Annotated in this window: 13 protein-coding genes; 8 read left to right on the forward strand and 5 right to left on the reverse strand. The window is 70.6% G+C overall.

Annotation, left to right across the window (positions count from 1 at the left end; genetic code table 11):
* The first annotated feature begins 19 nt into the window (after positions 1–19).
* Entirely contained in the window at positions 20–394 is a 375-nt protein-coding gene (locus ABIC28_RS07510; RefSeq protein ID WP_097210771.1) for a nitroreductase family deazaflavin-dependent oxidoreductase, read from the forward strand.
* 20 nt (positions 395–414) lie between these two features.
* On the opposite strand, the gene ABIC28_RS07515 is transcribed toward ABIC28_RS07510, so the two are convergent.
* From ABIC28_RS07515 to ABIC28_RS07525, 3 genes are read right to left on the reverse strand one after another with little or no spacing between them, the layout of a single operon-like run.
* Positions 415–1,461: an alpha/beta hydrolase family protein gene (locus ABIC28_RS07515; protein WP_354578220.1), complete on the reverse strand. Its 1,047-nt coding sequence runs from the start codon at positions 1,459–1,461 to the stop codon at positions 415–417.
* Entirely contained in the window at positions 1,454–2,656 is a 1,203-nt protein-coding gene (locus ABIC28_RS07520; protein WP_209928007.1) for a DUF418 domain-containing protein, read from the reverse strand. Before ABIC28_RS07520 ends, ABIC28_RS07515 begins: the two co-directional genes overlap by 8 nt.
* Entirely contained in the window at positions 2,653–3,255 is a 603-nt protein-coding gene (locus ABIC28_RS07525; RefSeq protein WP_209928004.1) for a TetR/AcrR family transcriptional regulator, read from the reverse strand. Before ABIC28_RS07525 ends, ABIC28_RS07520 begins: the two co-directional genes overlap by 4 nt.
* Positions 3,256–3,407: 152 nt before the next feature.
* On the opposite strand from ABIC28_RS07525, the gene ABIC28_RS07530 reads away from it, so the two are divergent.
* Together ABIC28_RS07530 and ABIC28_RS07535 are read left to right on the forward strand one after the other, a co-directional pair.
* Complete coding sequence (locus ABIC28_RS07530; RefSeq protein ID WP_502944996.1) at positions 3,408–4,907, forward strand: glycoside hydrolase family 183 protein; 1,500 nt, start codon at positions 3,408–3,410, stop codon at positions 4,905–4,907.
* Between the two features lie 18 nt (positions 4,908–4,925).
* The gene (locus ABIC28_RS07535) at positions 4,926–5,648 is read left to right on the forward strand and encodes a hypothetical protein (protein ID WP_097210767.1); all 723 of its coding nucleotides are present in this window, start codon (positions 4,926–4,928) and stop codon (positions 5,646–5,648) included.
* Between the two features lie 3 nt (positions 5,649–5,651).
* Here the strand turns inward: ABIC28_RS07535 and ABIC28_RS07540 are convergent, their stop codons facing one another.
* Positions 5,652–7,100 (reverse strand): CCA tRNA nucleotidyltransferase, encoded by a 1,449-nt coding sequence (locus ABIC28_RS07540; protein WP_209928001.1) that lies wholly within the window; start codon positions 7,098–7,100, stop codon positions 5,652–5,654.
* A gap of 93 nt (positions 7,101–7,193) precedes the next feature.
* Between ABIC28_RS07540 and ABIC28_RS07545 the strand changes: the two genes are divergently transcribed.
* From ABIC28_RS07545 to ABIC28_RS07565, 5 genes are all read left to right on the forward strand, one after another.
* The gene (locus ABIC28_RS07545) at positions 7,194–7,751 is read left to right on the forward strand and encodes an NUDIX hydrolase (protein ID WP_097210765.1); all 558 of its coding nucleotides are present in this window, start codon (positions 7,194–7,196) and stop codon (positions 7,749–7,751) included.
* A complete protein-coding gene (locus tag ABIC28_RS07550; protein ID WP_354578224.1) occupies positions 7,748–10,138 on the forward strand; it encodes a glycoprotein in 2,391 nt (796 codons plus the stop codon). The genes ABIC28_RS07545 and ABIC28_RS07550 overlap by 4 nt, the downstream gene beginning before the upstream one ends.
* Positions 10,139–10,344: 206 nt before the next feature.
* On the forward strand, positions 10,345–14,274 hold the full coding sequence (gene murJ / locus ABIC28_RS07555) for a murein biosynthesis integral membrane protein MurJ (protein ID WP_354578226.1): 3,930 nt from the start codon (positions 10,345–10,347) through the stop codon (positions 14,272–14,274).
* A 55-nt stretch (positions 14,275–14,329) separates the two neighbouring features.
* Positions 14,330–14,914, forward strand: coding sequence for an RNA polymerase sigma factor SigM (sigM, locus tag ABIC28_RS07560; RefSeq protein WP_097210762.1), 585 nt, complete (start codon positions 14,330–14,332; stop codon positions 14,912–14,914).
* A 56-nt stretch (positions 14,915–14,970) separates the two neighbouring features.
* The gene (locus tag ABIC28_RS07565; RefSeq protein ID WP_209927997.1) at positions 14,971–15,720 is read left to right on the forward strand and encodes an RsmA family anti-sigma factor; all 750 of its coding nucleotides are present in this window, start codon (positions 14,971–14,973) and stop codon (positions 15,718–15,720) included.
* A 12-nt stretch (positions 15,721–15,732) separates the two neighbouring features.
* Here the strand turns inward: ABIC28_RS07565 and ABIC28_RS07570 are convergent, their stop codons facing one another.
* Positions 15,733–16,299: a TetR/AcrR family transcriptional regulator gene (locus tag ABIC28_RS07570; protein WP_097210760.1), complete on the reverse strand. Its 567-nt coding sequence runs from the start codon at positions 16,297–16,299 to the stop codon at positions 15,733–15,735.
* Positions 16,300–16,303: the final 4 nt, after the last annotated feature.

Here is a 16,303-nt window from a genome sequence, read left to right on the forward strand (position 1 = left end):
ACGAGGGAAGGAGAACCCGATGCCGATGCCGAGGTGGTGGGGGCACATCAACAAGCGGGTGTTCAACCCTCGCGCGATCGCGGGCGGGAAGTGGCCGGTGCTGACCCACGTGGGTCGCACCTCCGGCGCCACCTACCGCACACCGCTCGACGCCTTTCCCGTCGACGGCGGCTACCTGTTCGTTCTGGTGTACGGATCGCGCTCGGACTGGGTGCAGAACGTCCTGGCGGCCGACGGTGCGCGGCTCCGAGTCGATGGGCGGGAGGTCGATCTCGCCGCGCCACGCCTGGTCGAGGAGGCCGAGGCGTTCCAGGCCCTCTCGGACGACGTGGCCCGCCCACCGAGGCTGCTCCGCATCAGCGAGTTCCTCCGCATGGACCTGGTCGGGGACTGACGAGAGGTGGGAGCGGTGGGTCATGGCAGGCCGGCGAGGAAGTCGCGCTGGGCGTCGAGATATCCGGGCACGAAGACCTGGCGCGGCGCGAACGTGCCGACCAGGACTCCCCACAGCTCCGATTCCTCGACGCCGGACCGGGCGAGGGTGTGCGCGGCGCCGGGAAAACGCGCCGTGGTGAGCCGGGCGCCGAGCAGACGCTCGTAGGCGCGCTTGGTGTCGCCGACGTCGACGTTGCGGTCATCCTCGCCGAGGACGAGCAGCACCGGGATGTCCCTGCGCCCGAGTTCCCCGAGCGCGGCCGTCGCGTCGGCGGTGTGGTTGCGCAGGACGAAGCCCCAGCGGTCGCGGTCCATGGGCTCGTCGTCGGCCGACGCCTCGAGATACTCCTCGTAGGGGGCGCCCCGATTCAGGAGGGCGCGGACCGCGTCGCTCTCGGCGATCGCGGCCCGACGTTCGGCTTCGCCGGCACCGGTGGCACCGAGTTCGGCCAGCAGGTTGTACCGGCCCTGGTCGAGCCAGTTGACCGCCGGTGAAACCGCGATGACGAAGGACACCTCCGGCCGGTCGACGGCGACCTCGGGCAGGACCCAGCCGCCCTGACTCGCTCCCCAGAGCCCGATACGCCGCGGGTCGATCTCGGGGCGATCGAGCGCCCAGTCGATCATCGCCCCGGCCTCGACGGCACGGTCGTGGAGGGACTGTTCGAGCCAATTGCCTTGGGAGCCGCCGACTCCGGGCTTGCTCATGGACAGCGACGCGTAGCCGGCCTCGGCCAGGGCCTCCCAGATGGGCCGATAGAACCCCTCGCTGGTCGCCTCCACCGGCCCGTCCCCGTGCACGAAGACGACGAGTCCGACCGGCCCCTCCGCATCGCGGGGGAGGGCGAGGACGCCGCGGAGCGCGCCCGCGGCGGTCGAGATCGTGACCCGCTCCTCGCGGAGCGCGTAGCTGTTGCCCGCGACGACCGCCAACCCGCCGATCAGGACGAGGGCCAGGAGCGCCGCGAGGCCGCCAACGCCGCGGCGAAGCCGTCGGCGGCGGGGCGACGGCGACCCGCTAGCCACGACGCCGCCAGGGCGGGATGCCCGCGATGGTGATCGCGCGCAGCGCCCACTCCGCCGGACCGTACCTGTGCCCGCGCAGCCACCAGCGGCTGAGGACGAGCTGGGTCGCGAAGATCGCCGGCACGGCCGTCAGGACCGCAAGCGGTGGCATCCGGTCGATCAGGCCGAACCCGTAGCCGGTGAACAGCACGCCCAGCACCAGCGACTGGAGCAGGTAGTTGGTGAGCGCGATCGTGCCCATCGGGGCCAGTGCCGACTCGATCCGCCTGCCCGGGGCGGTACGGAACAGCATCACCCCTGCCACGACGTAGGACGCGGTGAGCATCGGCGCCGTCAGCTGCCCGAGCCCGAACGCGAAGGTCTCCACGCCGCCGCCGGGCGCGTAGGCCGCGGCCAGCGCGTAGGCGAGCGCGCCGATCAGCCCGACCGGCAACCCGAAGACCAGGATCCGCCGCATCAGCGGCCGAAAGCGGTCCGGGTCCGCGAACGCCTGCACCCGGCCGGCGGCGAATCCGAAGAAGAACATGGCCATCGCGCTCGGTGCCTGCAGGGCCACCAGAGCCGAGATGGTCTCCGGCAGGTGCCCGGAATGGAAGCCGAGGGTCGCGGCCGCGTCACCGCCGAAGGCCGTCAGCTTGACCGCCGCATCCGATGCGGCGACGCCCTCGCCCCCGCCTTCCGCGAGCGTCAGCAGCCCGAGGAGCATCCACACCACGCCCACCGCCGCCACCAGTCCGACGCCGATCTGCACGGCACGGCGGGGCGATATGTGCCTGCACGCCAACAGGATCAGGCCGAGAATCGCGTAGGTGGACAGGATCTCGCCGTAGTAGAGGACGGCCCCGTGTACGAGGCCGATGGCGAGCAGCCCGCTCTGCCTGCGCAGCATCCGCGGGAGGAAGGCCGTTCCTGCCCGCTCGGCGGCCGCCATCTGCAGCGTGAAGCTGTAACCGAACAGGAACGAGAACAGCAGGTAGAACTTGGTCTCGAAGAGCAGCGAGACCGTGAACCGGACGACGTGATCGAGCCCGGAATCGAACGCCGGGTTCGATTCCGGCGAGGCGTAGTAGGGATCGGCGAAGGCCCAGATGTTGACTGCAAGGATGCCGAACAGCGCGAACCCGCGCAGCGCATCGACATTGCGGAGCCGGTCGGGAGCGACCGGTACGGAAACGGTGCCGGTGCGCACGCTCACTCGGGACCGCCCACGAGGAGTTGGGTGACGATCCGGCGCAGGATCGGGGCCTGGGCCGAGGGATCGAAATCCGGGTCGGCGGCCACGCGGGCGAACATGCCGTCGACGAGCGCGGCCAGCCAGGTCGCGGCGTGCTCCGGGGTGAGATCGGTGGACAGCTGACCGGCATCCCCGGCCCGTTCCACCAGCGTCGCCAGCCCGCACCGGAAGGTGAGGTCGTTCGCCTTGAACCGGGCCGCGACCTCCTCGTCGCGATGCGCGACGGCCGAGATCTCCAGCGCGAGACCGGAGTACACCGGATCGCCCGCGAGCCCGCAGATCTCGTCGAGGAGCGAAAGCAGCGCGGCCATGGGGTCACCGGCTTGCGCGAGATCGGTCATCGCCTCGCTTGTCTGCTCGCCGTCGCGTTCGACGAGGGCGAGCAGCACATCGTGCTTGGTGGGGAAGTAGTGGAAGAGATTGCCCGAACTCATGCCCGCGCCCGAACAGATGTCCGCCGTCCTGGTGGCGCTGTAGCCGCGCTCGGCGAAACACCGCGCCGCGGCGTCCATCAGGGCGGTCCGCTTGGCCGCCCTGGCGGCAACGTCGACTGTGCGCATCTGTCCTCCTGGTACTCGGAGTGGCCAATAATACATTGAGTGGTCACTTAATCAATCCCTCGGCGAGTCGTTGGCCACTGCTAAATTCATCTCAACGATCGCGGTGGCCGGTCCGGAGGCGGTGGGCGATCGGGAAGGCCTAAGGGGGCTTCGTGATCCGTCGCCTGAGCGCACCACTGCTCGTGCTCACCCTCGCCGCCTCCGGCTCGGTGCTCGCCCCGGCGACCGCGACGGGGGCGCCCGCGCCCACCAACGCCTGCGGGGAGACCGGTTTCGACCCGTCCGCCAAGGACGAGTCCGCCGAGCCGCCCGGCATCGACATCAAGGTGCCCTGGCCCCAGATAGTCCCGGTCCCTGTGCCCGACCCGCCGCAGGACCTGACCCGCATCCCACAGGCCCCGCTGCCCGCGGACCCGTGCGCCGATCCGTGCCCGGACATCACCGACACCGCGCCCGAGCAGCCCGGACCCGGTCCCGCGGGCTCGTCCGAGTCCGGTTCCTCCTCCTCGGGTTCGGGCTCGTGGGGATCGTCGATACCGCGGTTCTCCATCGCCCCCGACCCCGAACCGATCCCCATCCCGATCCCCGGGCCCGGCCTGCCGCCGCCTCCGCCGCCGGTCCCGCGGTTCCCACCATGGGAGCCGGGACCGGTCGGCACCCCCGCCGCGGCACCGACGGTCGACGAGGTGACCCTGGTGGCCCAGCTGACCGGCCCCGGTTCGATCAACCGCACCGACAAGCGGTGGCAGGTCAACGGCACCGACCTCGGCATCATGTGGGAGAGCAGGCCGGGCGAGGTGGCCATCGCGTTCGGCGACACCTTCGGCCGGGGTTGGGCACCACCGGGCGCGAACGGCCAGGACTGGCGCTCGAATGTGTTGGGGCACAGCACCGACCGCGACCTCTCCGACGGCCTGACCCTCGACTCCATGGTGCAGGACAGCGCATGCCACGCCGCCGAACTGCTCGGCAGCCGCAAGGTCAAGAATTGGGAGACCACGACCATCCCGACCTCCGGCTTCGCGATCGGCGACCGGCAGTACATGAGCTACATGTCGGTCCGGCGCTGGAGCATGGTCCCCGGCAGGTGGTACACGAACCACGGCGGCATCGCCTACTCGGACGACGGCGGCCAGACCTGGACCAAGGACCCGTATGCCAAGTGGGAGAACATCTTCGGGATGAACCAATTCCAGGTCACGAGCATGGTCCCTGCCGGTGACCACGTCTACATGTTCGGCACCCCGAACGGGCGGCTCGGCACCATCGCCCTCGCCCGGGTCGCCACCGACGACGTGCTCGACAAGTCGGCCTACCAATACTGGGTCGACGGGACCTGGACCCCGATCGGCGAGCATTCGCCCACACCCATCCTCGACGGTGTGGCCTCGGAGGTGTCGGTGCGCTACGACGGGTCCCGCGACCTGTGGCAGATGAGCTACCTGGACGCACCGGCCGAGACCATCGTGCTGCGTCAGGCGAACAGCCCGCAGGGCGCGTGGTCGGCGGGAGTCCCGCTGGTGAGCAGCGCCGACTACCCGGACCTGTACGGCGGCTTCCTGCATCCGTGGTCCACCGCCGACGATGTGTACTTCACCATGTCGGAGTGGGACAGCTACAACGTCTATCTGATGCACGCGAGGCTGCGCTGAGGCCTATCGTTGCCTGTCATGGGCACGGGATGGTCGTTGTCGTCGATCACCACCTCCTGGGTCGACCCGGTGGCGACCCTCGGCGCGGGCACGATGACGGCGCTGGTCCCCGACAGTGTGATGACCGCGCTCAGCCTCGGCATCGCGCGGCGGTACGTCGGGCGGGAGGTCACCGTCACCCTGCAGGGCGTGCCGGTCACGGCCCGGCTGGGTTCGTTTCGCGTGCGACGTCAGGGCGCGCATTTCGAGTCACGGGCCCGGCTCACGGGCATCGACTGGGGCGGGCATGCGTTGGAGGAGGTGACGGCGGTCGCCAACGGGGTTCGGCTCGTGCCGGGCGCGCCGACCCGGGTCCGGACCGCACAGATCGATCTGGAGGGCCGCGTCGCGCTGTCGGCGCTGTTGGCGCAGGTCAATCTCCAGAGCAACCTCGACTGGATCCTGTTCGCCGAGGAATCCGGACTGATCCGCGCCGAGCACCGGCACCGCCGACTGACCGCCCTCGTCGACGCCTCGATCGCCGACGACGTGCTGCGCATCGAGGTGATCCGGGCCCGCTGGCGGGGGGTCCCGGTGCCGGGGCGCTATCTGCCCGCGCCGGTCATCCCGTTGCCGCCACTGCCCAACGACGCCCGCAACGTCCGCGCCACCCGCGACGGCCACGTCGTCCGCTTCACCCTCGAGATCCCGATGCTGAGCAGCTCGTTCGATCTGACTCAGCTGCTCCGGCTGATCGGATAGCGGTTACTGCTGCTGTGCCCACCACGCGAGCAGCTCGGCCTCGGCCTCTTCCGGACTGAGCGGGCCGCGGTCCAGGCGCAGTTCCTTCAGGAAGGTCCATGCCTTGCCGACCTCGGGCCCGGCGGGGATGCCGAGCAGCTTCATGATCGCGTTGCCGTCCAGGTCGGGCCGGACCCGGCCCAGGTCCTCCTGCTCGGCGATCCGAGCGATCCGCTGCTCGAGGTCGTCGTAGGTGGCCTGCAGCTTCGCCGCGCGACGCTTGTTCCTGGTGGTGCAGTCCGCGCGGACGAGCTTGTGCAGGCGCGGCAGCAGTTCGCCTGCGTCGGTGACGTAGCGGCGGACAGCGGAATCGGTCCACTGCCCCTCGCCGTAGCCGTGGAAACGCAGGTGCAGGAACACCAGCTGGCCGACATCGTCGATCATCTGCTTGGAGTACTTGAGCGCGCGCATCCGCTTGCGCACCATCTTGGCCCCGACCACCTCGTGGTGGTGGAAGCTGACCCCGCCCGCAGGCTCGTTGCGTTTGGTGTCCGGCTTGCCGATGTCGTGCAGCAGCGCGGCCCAGCGCAGCACCAGGTCCGGGTCGCCGTCCTCGAGGTCGATCGCCTGCTGCAGCACGGTGAGCGAATGCTGATAGACGTCCTTGTGCTGGTGGTGCTCGTCGATCTCCAGCTTCATCTTCGGGATCTCGGGGATGACCCGGGCTGCCAGTCCGGTCTCGCACATCACGTTGATGCCGTCGATCGCGAACTCGCCGAGGATCAGTTTGTCGAGTTCGGCACGCACCCGCTCGGCCGTGATCCGGTCGATCTGTCCGGCCATCTCCACGATCGCCTGATGCACCCGGGGCGCAAGGGCGAAGCCGAGCTGCGAGACGAACCGGGCGGCCCGCAGCATGCGGAGGGGGTCGTCGTTGAACGAGATCTCCGGCGCGGCGGGGGTGTCGAGCACGCCGTCGAGCAGTGCGTCCATGCCGCCGAGCGGATCGGTGAATTCCTGCGATCCGTCCGCGCCGATACGGACGGCCATCGCGTTGACCGTGAAGTCGCGGCGGACCAGGTCCTCCTCGAGGCTGGTGCCGTACACGACCTCCGGGTTCCTGGTGACCCCGTCGTAGGCATCGGTGCGGAAGGTGGTGATCTCGATCTGCTGATCACCCTTGGCGGCGCTGATCGTCCCGAACGCGATGCCGGTGTCCCACTGGTTGTCGGCCCAGCCCTTGAGGATTGCCTGCACCTGCTCCGGCCGCGCGTCGGTGGTGAAGTCCAGATCGGTGCCCAGTCTGCCGAGCACCGCGTCCCGCACGCTGCCGCCAACCAGGTACAGCTCGTGCCCGGCGGCGGCGAACCGCGCACCCAAGGGGGTCAGCACGTCCGCGAGGCCCCGCAGGGTCACGGAGGCATCCTTGAGGAGTCGGGCACGTCGATCGGCGTCGGGAGTAGGGGAAACCACGAGTACGCAGCTTACCGACGCGCGGGGGACGGCTTGCCGCTCGGCCGGTGTGGGATTCGGGGCAGGTCCCGCTGGGCAACTAGTATTGATTGGGTGTCTGCTGCCGAACGCGCGAATCGCAGTCGCCGCAACCCGCGGCGACGAAGTGGGCACGGCGACCGCTCGAACACGCGCATGCGTACGGTCCGCGAAACGTCGGCGGGCGGACTCGTGGTCGACGGCCTCGACGGCCCCCGCGACGAGCAGTGCGCCGCGCTGATCGGTCGGACCGACCGGCGGGGACGGCTGCTCTGGTCACTGCCCAAGGGGCACATCGAGCAGGGCGAGACCGCCGAGCAGACGGCGATGCGTGAGGTGGCGGAGGAGACCGGGATCCAGGGCACGGTGCTCGCCGAACTGGGCAGCATCGACTACTGGTTCGTGACCGAGGGCAGGCGCGTCCACAAGACCGTGCACCACTATCTGCTCCGGTTCCAGGGCGGCGAGCTCTCCGACGCCGACGTCGAGGTGACCGAGGTGGCGTGGGTTCCGTTGGCCGAGTTGGAGTCCCGTCTCGCCTACGCCGACGAACGCCGGCTCGCGGGAGTCGCGGGGGAGCTGATCGACCAGATGGCGTCCGCTACCGGCGAAGCGTCCCGAGAGAACGGATGAGGGCCACCCTGCGTCGCTTTGCTGTGACGACCCTGTCCGCCTTGGCGTTGGCCGCCGCCCCGATGGGTGCCGCGGTTGCCGCCGCCGCACCCACACACGGACCCGACAGCGGCGCCGAGTCCGCTGCCACCGAACCCGCGTCCTCAGGGGTGCGGTCGAACACCGACGAGCGCGAGTTCGTGAGCCTGACGATCGACAAGGTGACCCCGACGGCCGTCACCACCTCCAGCGAACCGTTAGTCACGGTCACCGGTTCGGTCAGCAACGTCGGCGATCGTCCCGTCCACGACGTGAAGGTGCGGCTCCAGGCCGCACCGGCCGTCTCGGAGTCCGAGCAGCTCAGGTCCATGCTCACGGCCGACCAGGAGGCCTACGACACGGTCGGGGAGTTCACCACCGTCACCGAGAAGCTGCAGGTGGGGCAGTCCAGCCGGTTCACCCTTGCGATGCCGCTGCGGTCGGCCTCCTCGGTGTCGCTCGGCATCACAGAGCCCGGGGTGTACCCCCTGCTGGTCAACGTCAACGGCACACCCGAGTACGGCGGCCAGGCCCGGCTCGACGACGCCCGATTCCTGCTGCCGGTGCTCGGGCTCCCGCGCGACCCCAGCATCCGCGGCGCCGATCGCCCCGACGCGGCGGCGGTCCCGCCGAGCATCACCGACCCCGTGGCCATCACCCTGATGTGGCCGTTCGCCGACAAGCCCCGGCTCGCGTCCGGCATCCCGGGATCCTCGGACGAAAAGGTCCGACTCGTCGACGACGACCTGGCGGACTCGCTGGCGGACGGAGGGCGGCTCGAGCAGTTGCTCGCCGCCGCCGAGTTCGCCACCGGGGACAGCGTCGACCGCGACCACAAGCTCGCCAACAGCATGTGCCTGGCCGTCGACCCGGATCTGCTGATCACCGTGAGCAACATGACCAGGGGATACCTGGTGGTCGACGATCCCTCGGATCCGAACGGCCCCGCACACGAGGGGACCGGACAGACCCCGGCCACCGAGTGGCTCGAACGGTTGAGATCGCTGTCTTCCCGACTGTGCACGACCGCAGTGCCGTTCGCGCAGGTCGATCTCGCGGCGTTGCAGAAGACCGACGACCCGACGCTGGTGGAGCGAGCCCTGTCGGCACCGGCGGGGATCGTCGACGGCATATTGGGGATCACCTCGCGCCGTGGCCTGACCTGGCCGGACTCGGGTGTGCTCAACCCCGAGGCGGCGGGTCTCCGGGGGCTCGGTCCGACCGCGCTGCTGGCCGACAACGCGGTGGCCGAGGAGACCACGCGGTCGACGGTGCCGTTGGCCGGGACAACCGCCGATCGACCGCTGTCCGCGGCGCTGTTCGATGTGCCCGCGGCCACCGCCCTCGCCGCCGTCGGTGCCACCCCGCAGACACCCACGTACACCCCGGCGGATGTTCGATACGACCTGTCCGACGACTCGCGGACCGCCCGACTCCAGGACGCACTCGGCGCGATCGCCTGGCCGGCACTGACGCCGCCGCCGAACGCCACCCCGAACGCGGACCACGGCCTGCTCGTGGTGCCGCCGCAGAACTGGTCTGTGAACGGTGACGAGGCGCGCACCGTCCTCTCGACGGTGTCGACCCTGATGCGTTCGGGGCTGGCCAACCCGCGCCCGCTCGCCGACCTGCTCGATCGACCGACCGCACAGTCGCCGGTCGACCTCGACTATCCGGCGCAGGCCGCTAAGGACGGCGCGCCCGAGCGGGTGCAGACCGGAGCCGCCGCGGTGGCCCCCGAGATCAATGCGCTCACCGAGACGCTGGTGAACGATCCGCAGTCGGCGCTGACCCCGCGCGGCTACACCGCGCCGCTGAGCGAGGACCTGCTGCGGGCGCTGAGCACGTCCGGGAGACGCGACCGGGACCGGGGCGCCGCGACGGCCGCCGCCGAGACCCGGGTCAGCGACGTCGAGAAGGCGCTGACCGAGATCTACGCGTCGGTGACGGTGCTTCCCCCCGGCGGCGCCTACACCCTCGCCTCGGAGCAGAGCCCGCTGCTGTTGGTCGCGCGCAACGACCTGCCGGTGGGGATCAACGTGCGGCTGCAGATCTCGGCGCCGCCGGAGATGACGGTCACCGACATCGGCGATCAGCAGCTGCCGCCGCGCGGCAGCCGGACGCTGCAGGTGCCGGCGACCGTCGAGAACGTCGGCAAGCTGGTGGTCGATGTCGCGCTGACCACCACGAACGGCCGTGAACTGGGCGAGCCGACCTCGGTGTCGATCCGGACGAACGCGTACGGCAAGGCGCTGGCGATCATCACCGCCTGCGCGGGCGCACTACTGTTGCTACTTGCGGGACGGCGCCTGTGGCACCGATTCCGGGGTCAGCCAGACCCAGCGGATGAAGGGTACGAAGCTCGATGACGGGGAGCACGCGTCGCCCACCGGGCACGGGAGCGGACCCAAGCGGGCGACCCCAGAATCCGGGCGCGGAGCCCGCGCAGCGACCCCAGAATCCGGCCCCTCAGCAACCCGAACCGGCGCCGCCCGCCCCGTGGGAGCGGGCCAACCCGGCACCGCACGGACCCGCCGAACCGCGGCCGGTACCGCCGCCTGACCAGGCCGGACGCATGCCGCCGCCCTCCGGACCACCCCGGCCGCAGCCGCCGTTCCCGCCGGGCCAGCCGCGCCCGTTCCGCCCCGCCCAGCCTCAGACCTACCGACCGCAGCCCGCGCCGCCGCGGGCCGCCCCGCAGCGCTACCTGCCGCCGCCCCCGCATCAGCGCGGGGGACCGCCCACACAGCCCGTGGCCGGCCCGGCCGTCAACAGGCCTGCGGCTCCAGCGCCGGATCCGGCGCCGACTCCCGAGCAGGAGCCGCAGGAGCAGAGCTCGGCCTCGAACTCGAACTCCCGTCTTCTCGCGTCCACCGGCTCCATCGCGGTGGCCACCCTGGTCAGCCGGATCACCGGCTTCCTCAAGCAGGTGTTGCTGCTGACCGTGCTCGGCGCCGCGACCGCCAGCTCGTTCACCGTGGCCAGCCAGCTGCCGACCATGATCTCGGAACTGGTCCTCGGCGCGGTGCTGACCGCGATCGTGGTGCCGGTCCTGGTGCGTGCCGAGAAGGAGGACGACGACGGCGGCGCGGCCTTCGTGCGCAGGCTGTTCACCATCACCTGCCTGATCCTCGGCGTCGCCTCGGTGATCGCGGTCGTCGCTGCACCGCTGCTGACCCGGATCTTCCTCCCGGAGGACGGCAAGGTCGATGCCGAACTGTCCACCTCGTTCGCCTACCTGCTGCTGCCCGCGATCCTCTTCTACGGACTGTCGGCCCTGTTGACCGCGCTGCTCAACACGAGGGGCGTGTTCAAGCCCGGCGCGTGGGCGCCGGTGCTCAACAACCTCGTTGTGCTGTGCGTGCTCGCGGTCTTCTGGCTGGTCACCCGCGGTTCCGACGAGATGACCACCGGGCGCGTGCTGTTGCTCGGGCTGGGCGTGACGCTCGGCGTGGTGACCCAGGCCGCGACCCTGCTGCCCGCCATCCGGCGCGAGGGCATCAGCCTGAAGCCGCTGTGGGGGATCGACGCCAGGCTGAAGATGTTCGCCGGGATGGGCGTCGCCATCGTCCTGTACGTCCTGATCAGCCAGATCGGCTTCAGCATCGGCACCCGGATCGCCGCAGCGGCGGACGCGGCTGGCCCGGTGATCTATCAGCAGGCCTGGCTGTTGCTGCAGCTGCCGTACGGCATCCTCGGCGTGACGGTGCTCACCGCGATCATGCCGCGGCTCAGTCGCAATGCGGCCGCGGAGGACACCCCGGCGGTCGTCGACGACCTGTCCGTCTCGACCCGGTTGACGATGGTGTCGCTGGTGCCGGTGGTGGTGTTCCTCACCTTCGCGGGCCCGCAGGTCGGCCATGCCCTGTTCGGCTACGGCAACTTCGGTGAGGCCGACGCCGAGCGGCTCGGACACGCCGTGAGCTGGTCCGCGTTCACCCTGATCCCGTACGCCCTCGTCCTCATCCACCTGCGGGTGTTCTACGCCCGCGAGCAGGCCTGGACACCGACCTGGATCATCCTCGGCATCACCGGGGTGAAGGTCGGGCTCTCGATGCTGGCGCCGGTGGTGGCCACCAGCGACGAGCAGGTCGTCAGCCTGCTCGGCGTCGCGAACGGCCTCGGCTTCACCGTTGGCGCGCTGATCGGCGGATACCTGCTCCGGCGGAGCCTCGGTAACCTGCGGATGGCGAACGTCGGCAAGACCGCGTTCCTGGTCGTCGTCGCCTCGGTGGCGGGCGGGATCACGATGCTGACGGCCGAGGAGCTGCTGCGACTCGACCGCCTCGGCGACCGGTTCGGCGGGCCGGGTGCCTTCGTCCAGGTCGGTATCGGCGCGGTCATCATGCTCGGACTGACATTCGGGCTGCTGCGTATCGCCCGGGTGCCCGAGGTGGTCGCGGGCACGGTGGCGGTGGGGCGTGTGGTGAACAGACTTCTCGGTCGGTCGGCGCCGGAATCGCGCGTCGATACGCCGAAGGTCGTGCCACTCTATGAGGCAGAGACGGAGTTGATCCCCGTCATCGATGGTGCTCAGATACCCCTCAGCGGCGGGATTGCACTCCCGTACGCTGATCCACGGCGGTCTGGGGACCAGTTCTCAACAGGAGAGATTTCGGGACTAATGCGCGAAGGAGTGAGGGTGAGCGACGAGAACGTTGCCGACGGCCAGTCCGGCGTGTCCGCTGTTAAGGCGTCCGTGCCCGAATCGGCCCCGCGGAAGATCGAGGCAACGGACGACGGGCCCACCACGGTGACCCCGGACGGCGATGGGGCCAAGGCTGCCGCCAAGGCCGACAAGCCGGCGGTGGAGCGCCCCGAGCGCGACCTGACCGTCGACACCGGTGTCATCCCGATCGGTTCGCCGACACTGCCCCCGCTGCGGGTGGGCGGCGACTCCACCGGGACGGCCAAGCCCACGCGTGGCCCCAAGCTGATCCCCGGTGCCTCGGTGGCGGGCGGGCGCTACCGCCTCCTCGCCCCGCACGGCGGTGCCCGCGGACTCAAGTTCTGGCAGGCCCACGACATCAAGCTCGATCGCGAGGTCGCACTGACCTTCGTCGACGCCGACCAGCGCGCGAGTTCCTCGACGTCCGAGTCGGAGGGACCGCAGGCGGTCCTGTCGCGCACCCTGCGGCTCGGTCGGATCAACTCGCCCGGCCTCGCCCGGGTCCTGGACGTGGTCCGCGGCAGCTCGGGCGGCATCGTCGTCGCGGAGTGGACGCCCGGACGGTCGCTGCGGGAGATGGCCGAGACCGAACCGTCTCCGATCGGCGCGGCCAGGGCGATCCGTGCGCTCGCCTCGGCGGCGGAGGCAGCCCATCGCGGCGGCGGATCGCTGTCGATCGACCATCCGGACCGGATCCGGATCTCCGCGGGTGGCGACGCTGTGCTCGCCTTCCCCGCCACCCTGGCCGACGCCGATCCCAGCTCGGACGTGCGCGGACTCGGCGCCATGCTGTACGCGTTGATCACCGCACGGTGGCCGCTCGGCGAGCCGGCACCGGCGCCCGAGTCCGGTAGCCCGGCGGCGGCCCCCCAGACGGGCACCGACCCCCGCACGCCGCACGCGGCAGGCACCGTGGGCGGGATGAGGCTGGCTGACCGCGGCGACGACGGACTGCCGGTCGAGCCGCGACGCCTCCGGCCCGAGGTTCCGTTCGAGATCTCCGCCGTCGCCGTCCGCGCCCTCGAGCAGGGCGGCGGGATCCGCACGGCCGCGACCGTCCAGCACGTGCTGGACCAGGCGTCCGTGGTGGACCAGAAGACCGACCTCATGCCCGCACTGCGACTCGGCCAGCGCCCCGCTGGGGCGACCAGCCGCGCCCTTCTCGATCCCGAGGAGGCCGAGGCGAAGCGGGCCAAGGACAACAAGATGATCATCGCGCTGTCCGCGCTCGGTGTCCTCACCGTCGTCGTGTTGGCCCTGGTCGGCTGGTGGCTGGCCAACTTCCTGGCGGGCGGCGGCTCCAGCGAACCGCTGACGGACCAGAACTTCGGCCTCACGACCGCCCCGTCCGAGGCCTCCGTGTCGGCGACCGCCGAACCCGGGCCCGTCCCCGCGGGGGCATCGGTGGTGCCCGCGGGCGCCGCCGTGTACTCGCCGCAGGGCTCACCGGACAACCCGGCAACGGCGAAGCAGGCGATCGACGGCAACCCGGCCACCGCGTGGACCACTGACGGCTACTTCGACCAGTTCCCCACCTTCAAGAACGGTGTCGGCCTGATGATCGACCTGGCCGAGCCGAGCGCGCTGCGCGAGGTCTCGATCAACTCGCCGAGCGCGGGCACCTCCGTCGAGATCCGCACCGCCGCAACGGCGAACCCCACCCTCGACCAGACCCAGGTGATCGGTGCGGCGGTCCTCGGGAAGGGCGTCACCACGATTCCGGTGACCGCCGAGGGCAAGACCGGCAAGGTCCTGGTGTGGATCACCAAGCTGGCGAGCGAGGGCGGAAAGAACCAGTCCTCGCTCGCGGAGATCGGCTTCACGAAGGCCCCCTGAACGTCGCTTCAGCCCTCGGAGTGACTCCAGACCTTACGGTCGGTTAGCATTTCTCGTGCGAATCTATAGGGGGGTCGCCGGGGCTGGCATGTCTGATGCCGAGCTCCTGGCAGCGCACGCGTCGGGGGACGCACGCGCGTTTGCGGAGTTGTTGAGCAGACATCAGGACCATTTGTGGCAGACGGCGAAGCGGACCAGCTACACGCCGGAAGACGCGGCTGACGCGCTCCAAGAGGCGTTGCTGTCCGCCCACCGGACGGCGGCGTCGTTCCGGGCGGATGCCGCCGTGCGCAGCTGGCTGCACCGGATCGTGGTGAATGCGTGTCTCGATCGGATCCGCCGCAACCGGGCCCGACCGACCGTGCCACTGGAGGACGACCACCAGGAGCCGGCGCGACCCCGCGACCCGATGGACGACTGCGAGACCGCGATGGCCATCGACGCCGCCCTGTTCACCCTGTCGCCCGAGCAGCGGGCCGCCGTGGTGGCGGTCGACCTGGAGGGGTATTCGGTCACGGAGGCGGCGGCACTACTCGGGGTTCCGGAGGGCACCGTCAAGAGCCGCTGCGCCCGGGCCCGGCTGAAGCTGGCCCAGCAGTTGAAATATTTGCAGAATGAGCGGAACCAAATCCATCCTTGAGGGGTCTAATCATAATGACGTGCCCGTAAGACTCGAGGACTCAGCAGGGAGGTGACATGGTCGGTCAGGGTGATGAAGCGCTCCTGCAGCCCCCTTTCGACCCCGAACTGATCGCCGACCTGCACGCAGGGCTGTTCGACCCCCCGTTCGAGGCACGCCTCGGCGCCGCGGTGGAGAGCGACCCGCAGGCCCGACAAGTCCTCGCCGCCCTCGATTCGGTCAGCACCCGGCTCGCCGAGCTCCGTGCGGACAACACCCCCGCACCCCCGGCGCCCCCGGAGGTGCTCGACCGAATTCACGCGGCGTTGGCAGCCGAGGGCGCCCCGGCCCTGGTGGACACGGTCCCCGTGGTGGCCCTCGCCGAGCACCCCCGACGCAGGCGAGCGTGGATCCCCGCCGCCGCGGCCGCGGCGATCCTGCTGCTGGCAGGGGGCATCGCCCTCGGTACGGGGGTGTTCGACGAAGATCCCGAAGCACCGGCACCGACCATGGCCCAGCCGTTCCTGCCCCGCACCGACGAGCCGGATCTGGGTGCGGATCTGACGCCCGGCGCCGCCCTCATCATGATGGGACGGTCCTCGCTCGGCCCGTTGTCCGGCCCCGACGCGCTCGCCGGTTGTCTGCGCGCCAACGGCGTCGATCCGGCCACCCCGTTGCTCGGGTCCGGCCCGGTGCGGATCCGGGGGATCCGCGGCATCCTGATGTTGTTCGCGGGTCCGCGACCGCCTCAGATCACCGCACTGGTGGTCGGTGCCGAGTGCACGGAATCGCGCCCGGAAACCTTGGCGCGCAGCGACATCGGCTGACGGCCCGCGCGGTCACCCCTGCTCGCCCCGCGCGACCGGCAGCAGGATCTGCAACACCCGCTCCCGCATCTCGGGGGTGTCCTCCTCGACGGCGATCAGCGACAGGAACAGCGCCGCACCTGCCCCGAGGACCAGGAGGGCGCGCGCATCCAGCAGGTCATCCGGACCGGAGGACTCGGCGTACAGCGCGCTGCTCGGACCGCTGAAGCCCCGCCACAGCGTGTTACGCAGATCCTCCTGATCGCGCAACGTGGCGAGCAGTCCCGGCACCGCCTCCCGCACCTCGGGCCTGCGGAACAGCTCCGAACTCCCGGTCACCACCCATCTGATCCATCCCTCCCGATCGGCCCCCGCGAACGGGGTCAGGTCCGGGGTCACGCCCAGTACCGCGTCGAGCACGAGTTGCGCTTTCGAGTCCCATCGACGGTCGATCGCCGCCCGGCTCACCCCGGCCCTCGCGGCGATCGCGCGCATGCTGAGCTGGTCGAATCCGACGTCGACCAGCAGCTCGCGAGCGGCCGCGAGCACCTCAGCATCGATCTGTGGGTCCCGCGGCCGACCCGATCCGGTTTTAGTCATTGCC

It is taken from the genome of Rhodococcus sp. PvR044, assembly GCF_040548995.1.
Classification (GTDB): Bacteria; Actinomycetota; Actinomycetes; order Mycobacteriales; family Mycobacteriaceae; genus Rhodococcus_G; species Rhodococcus_G oryzae.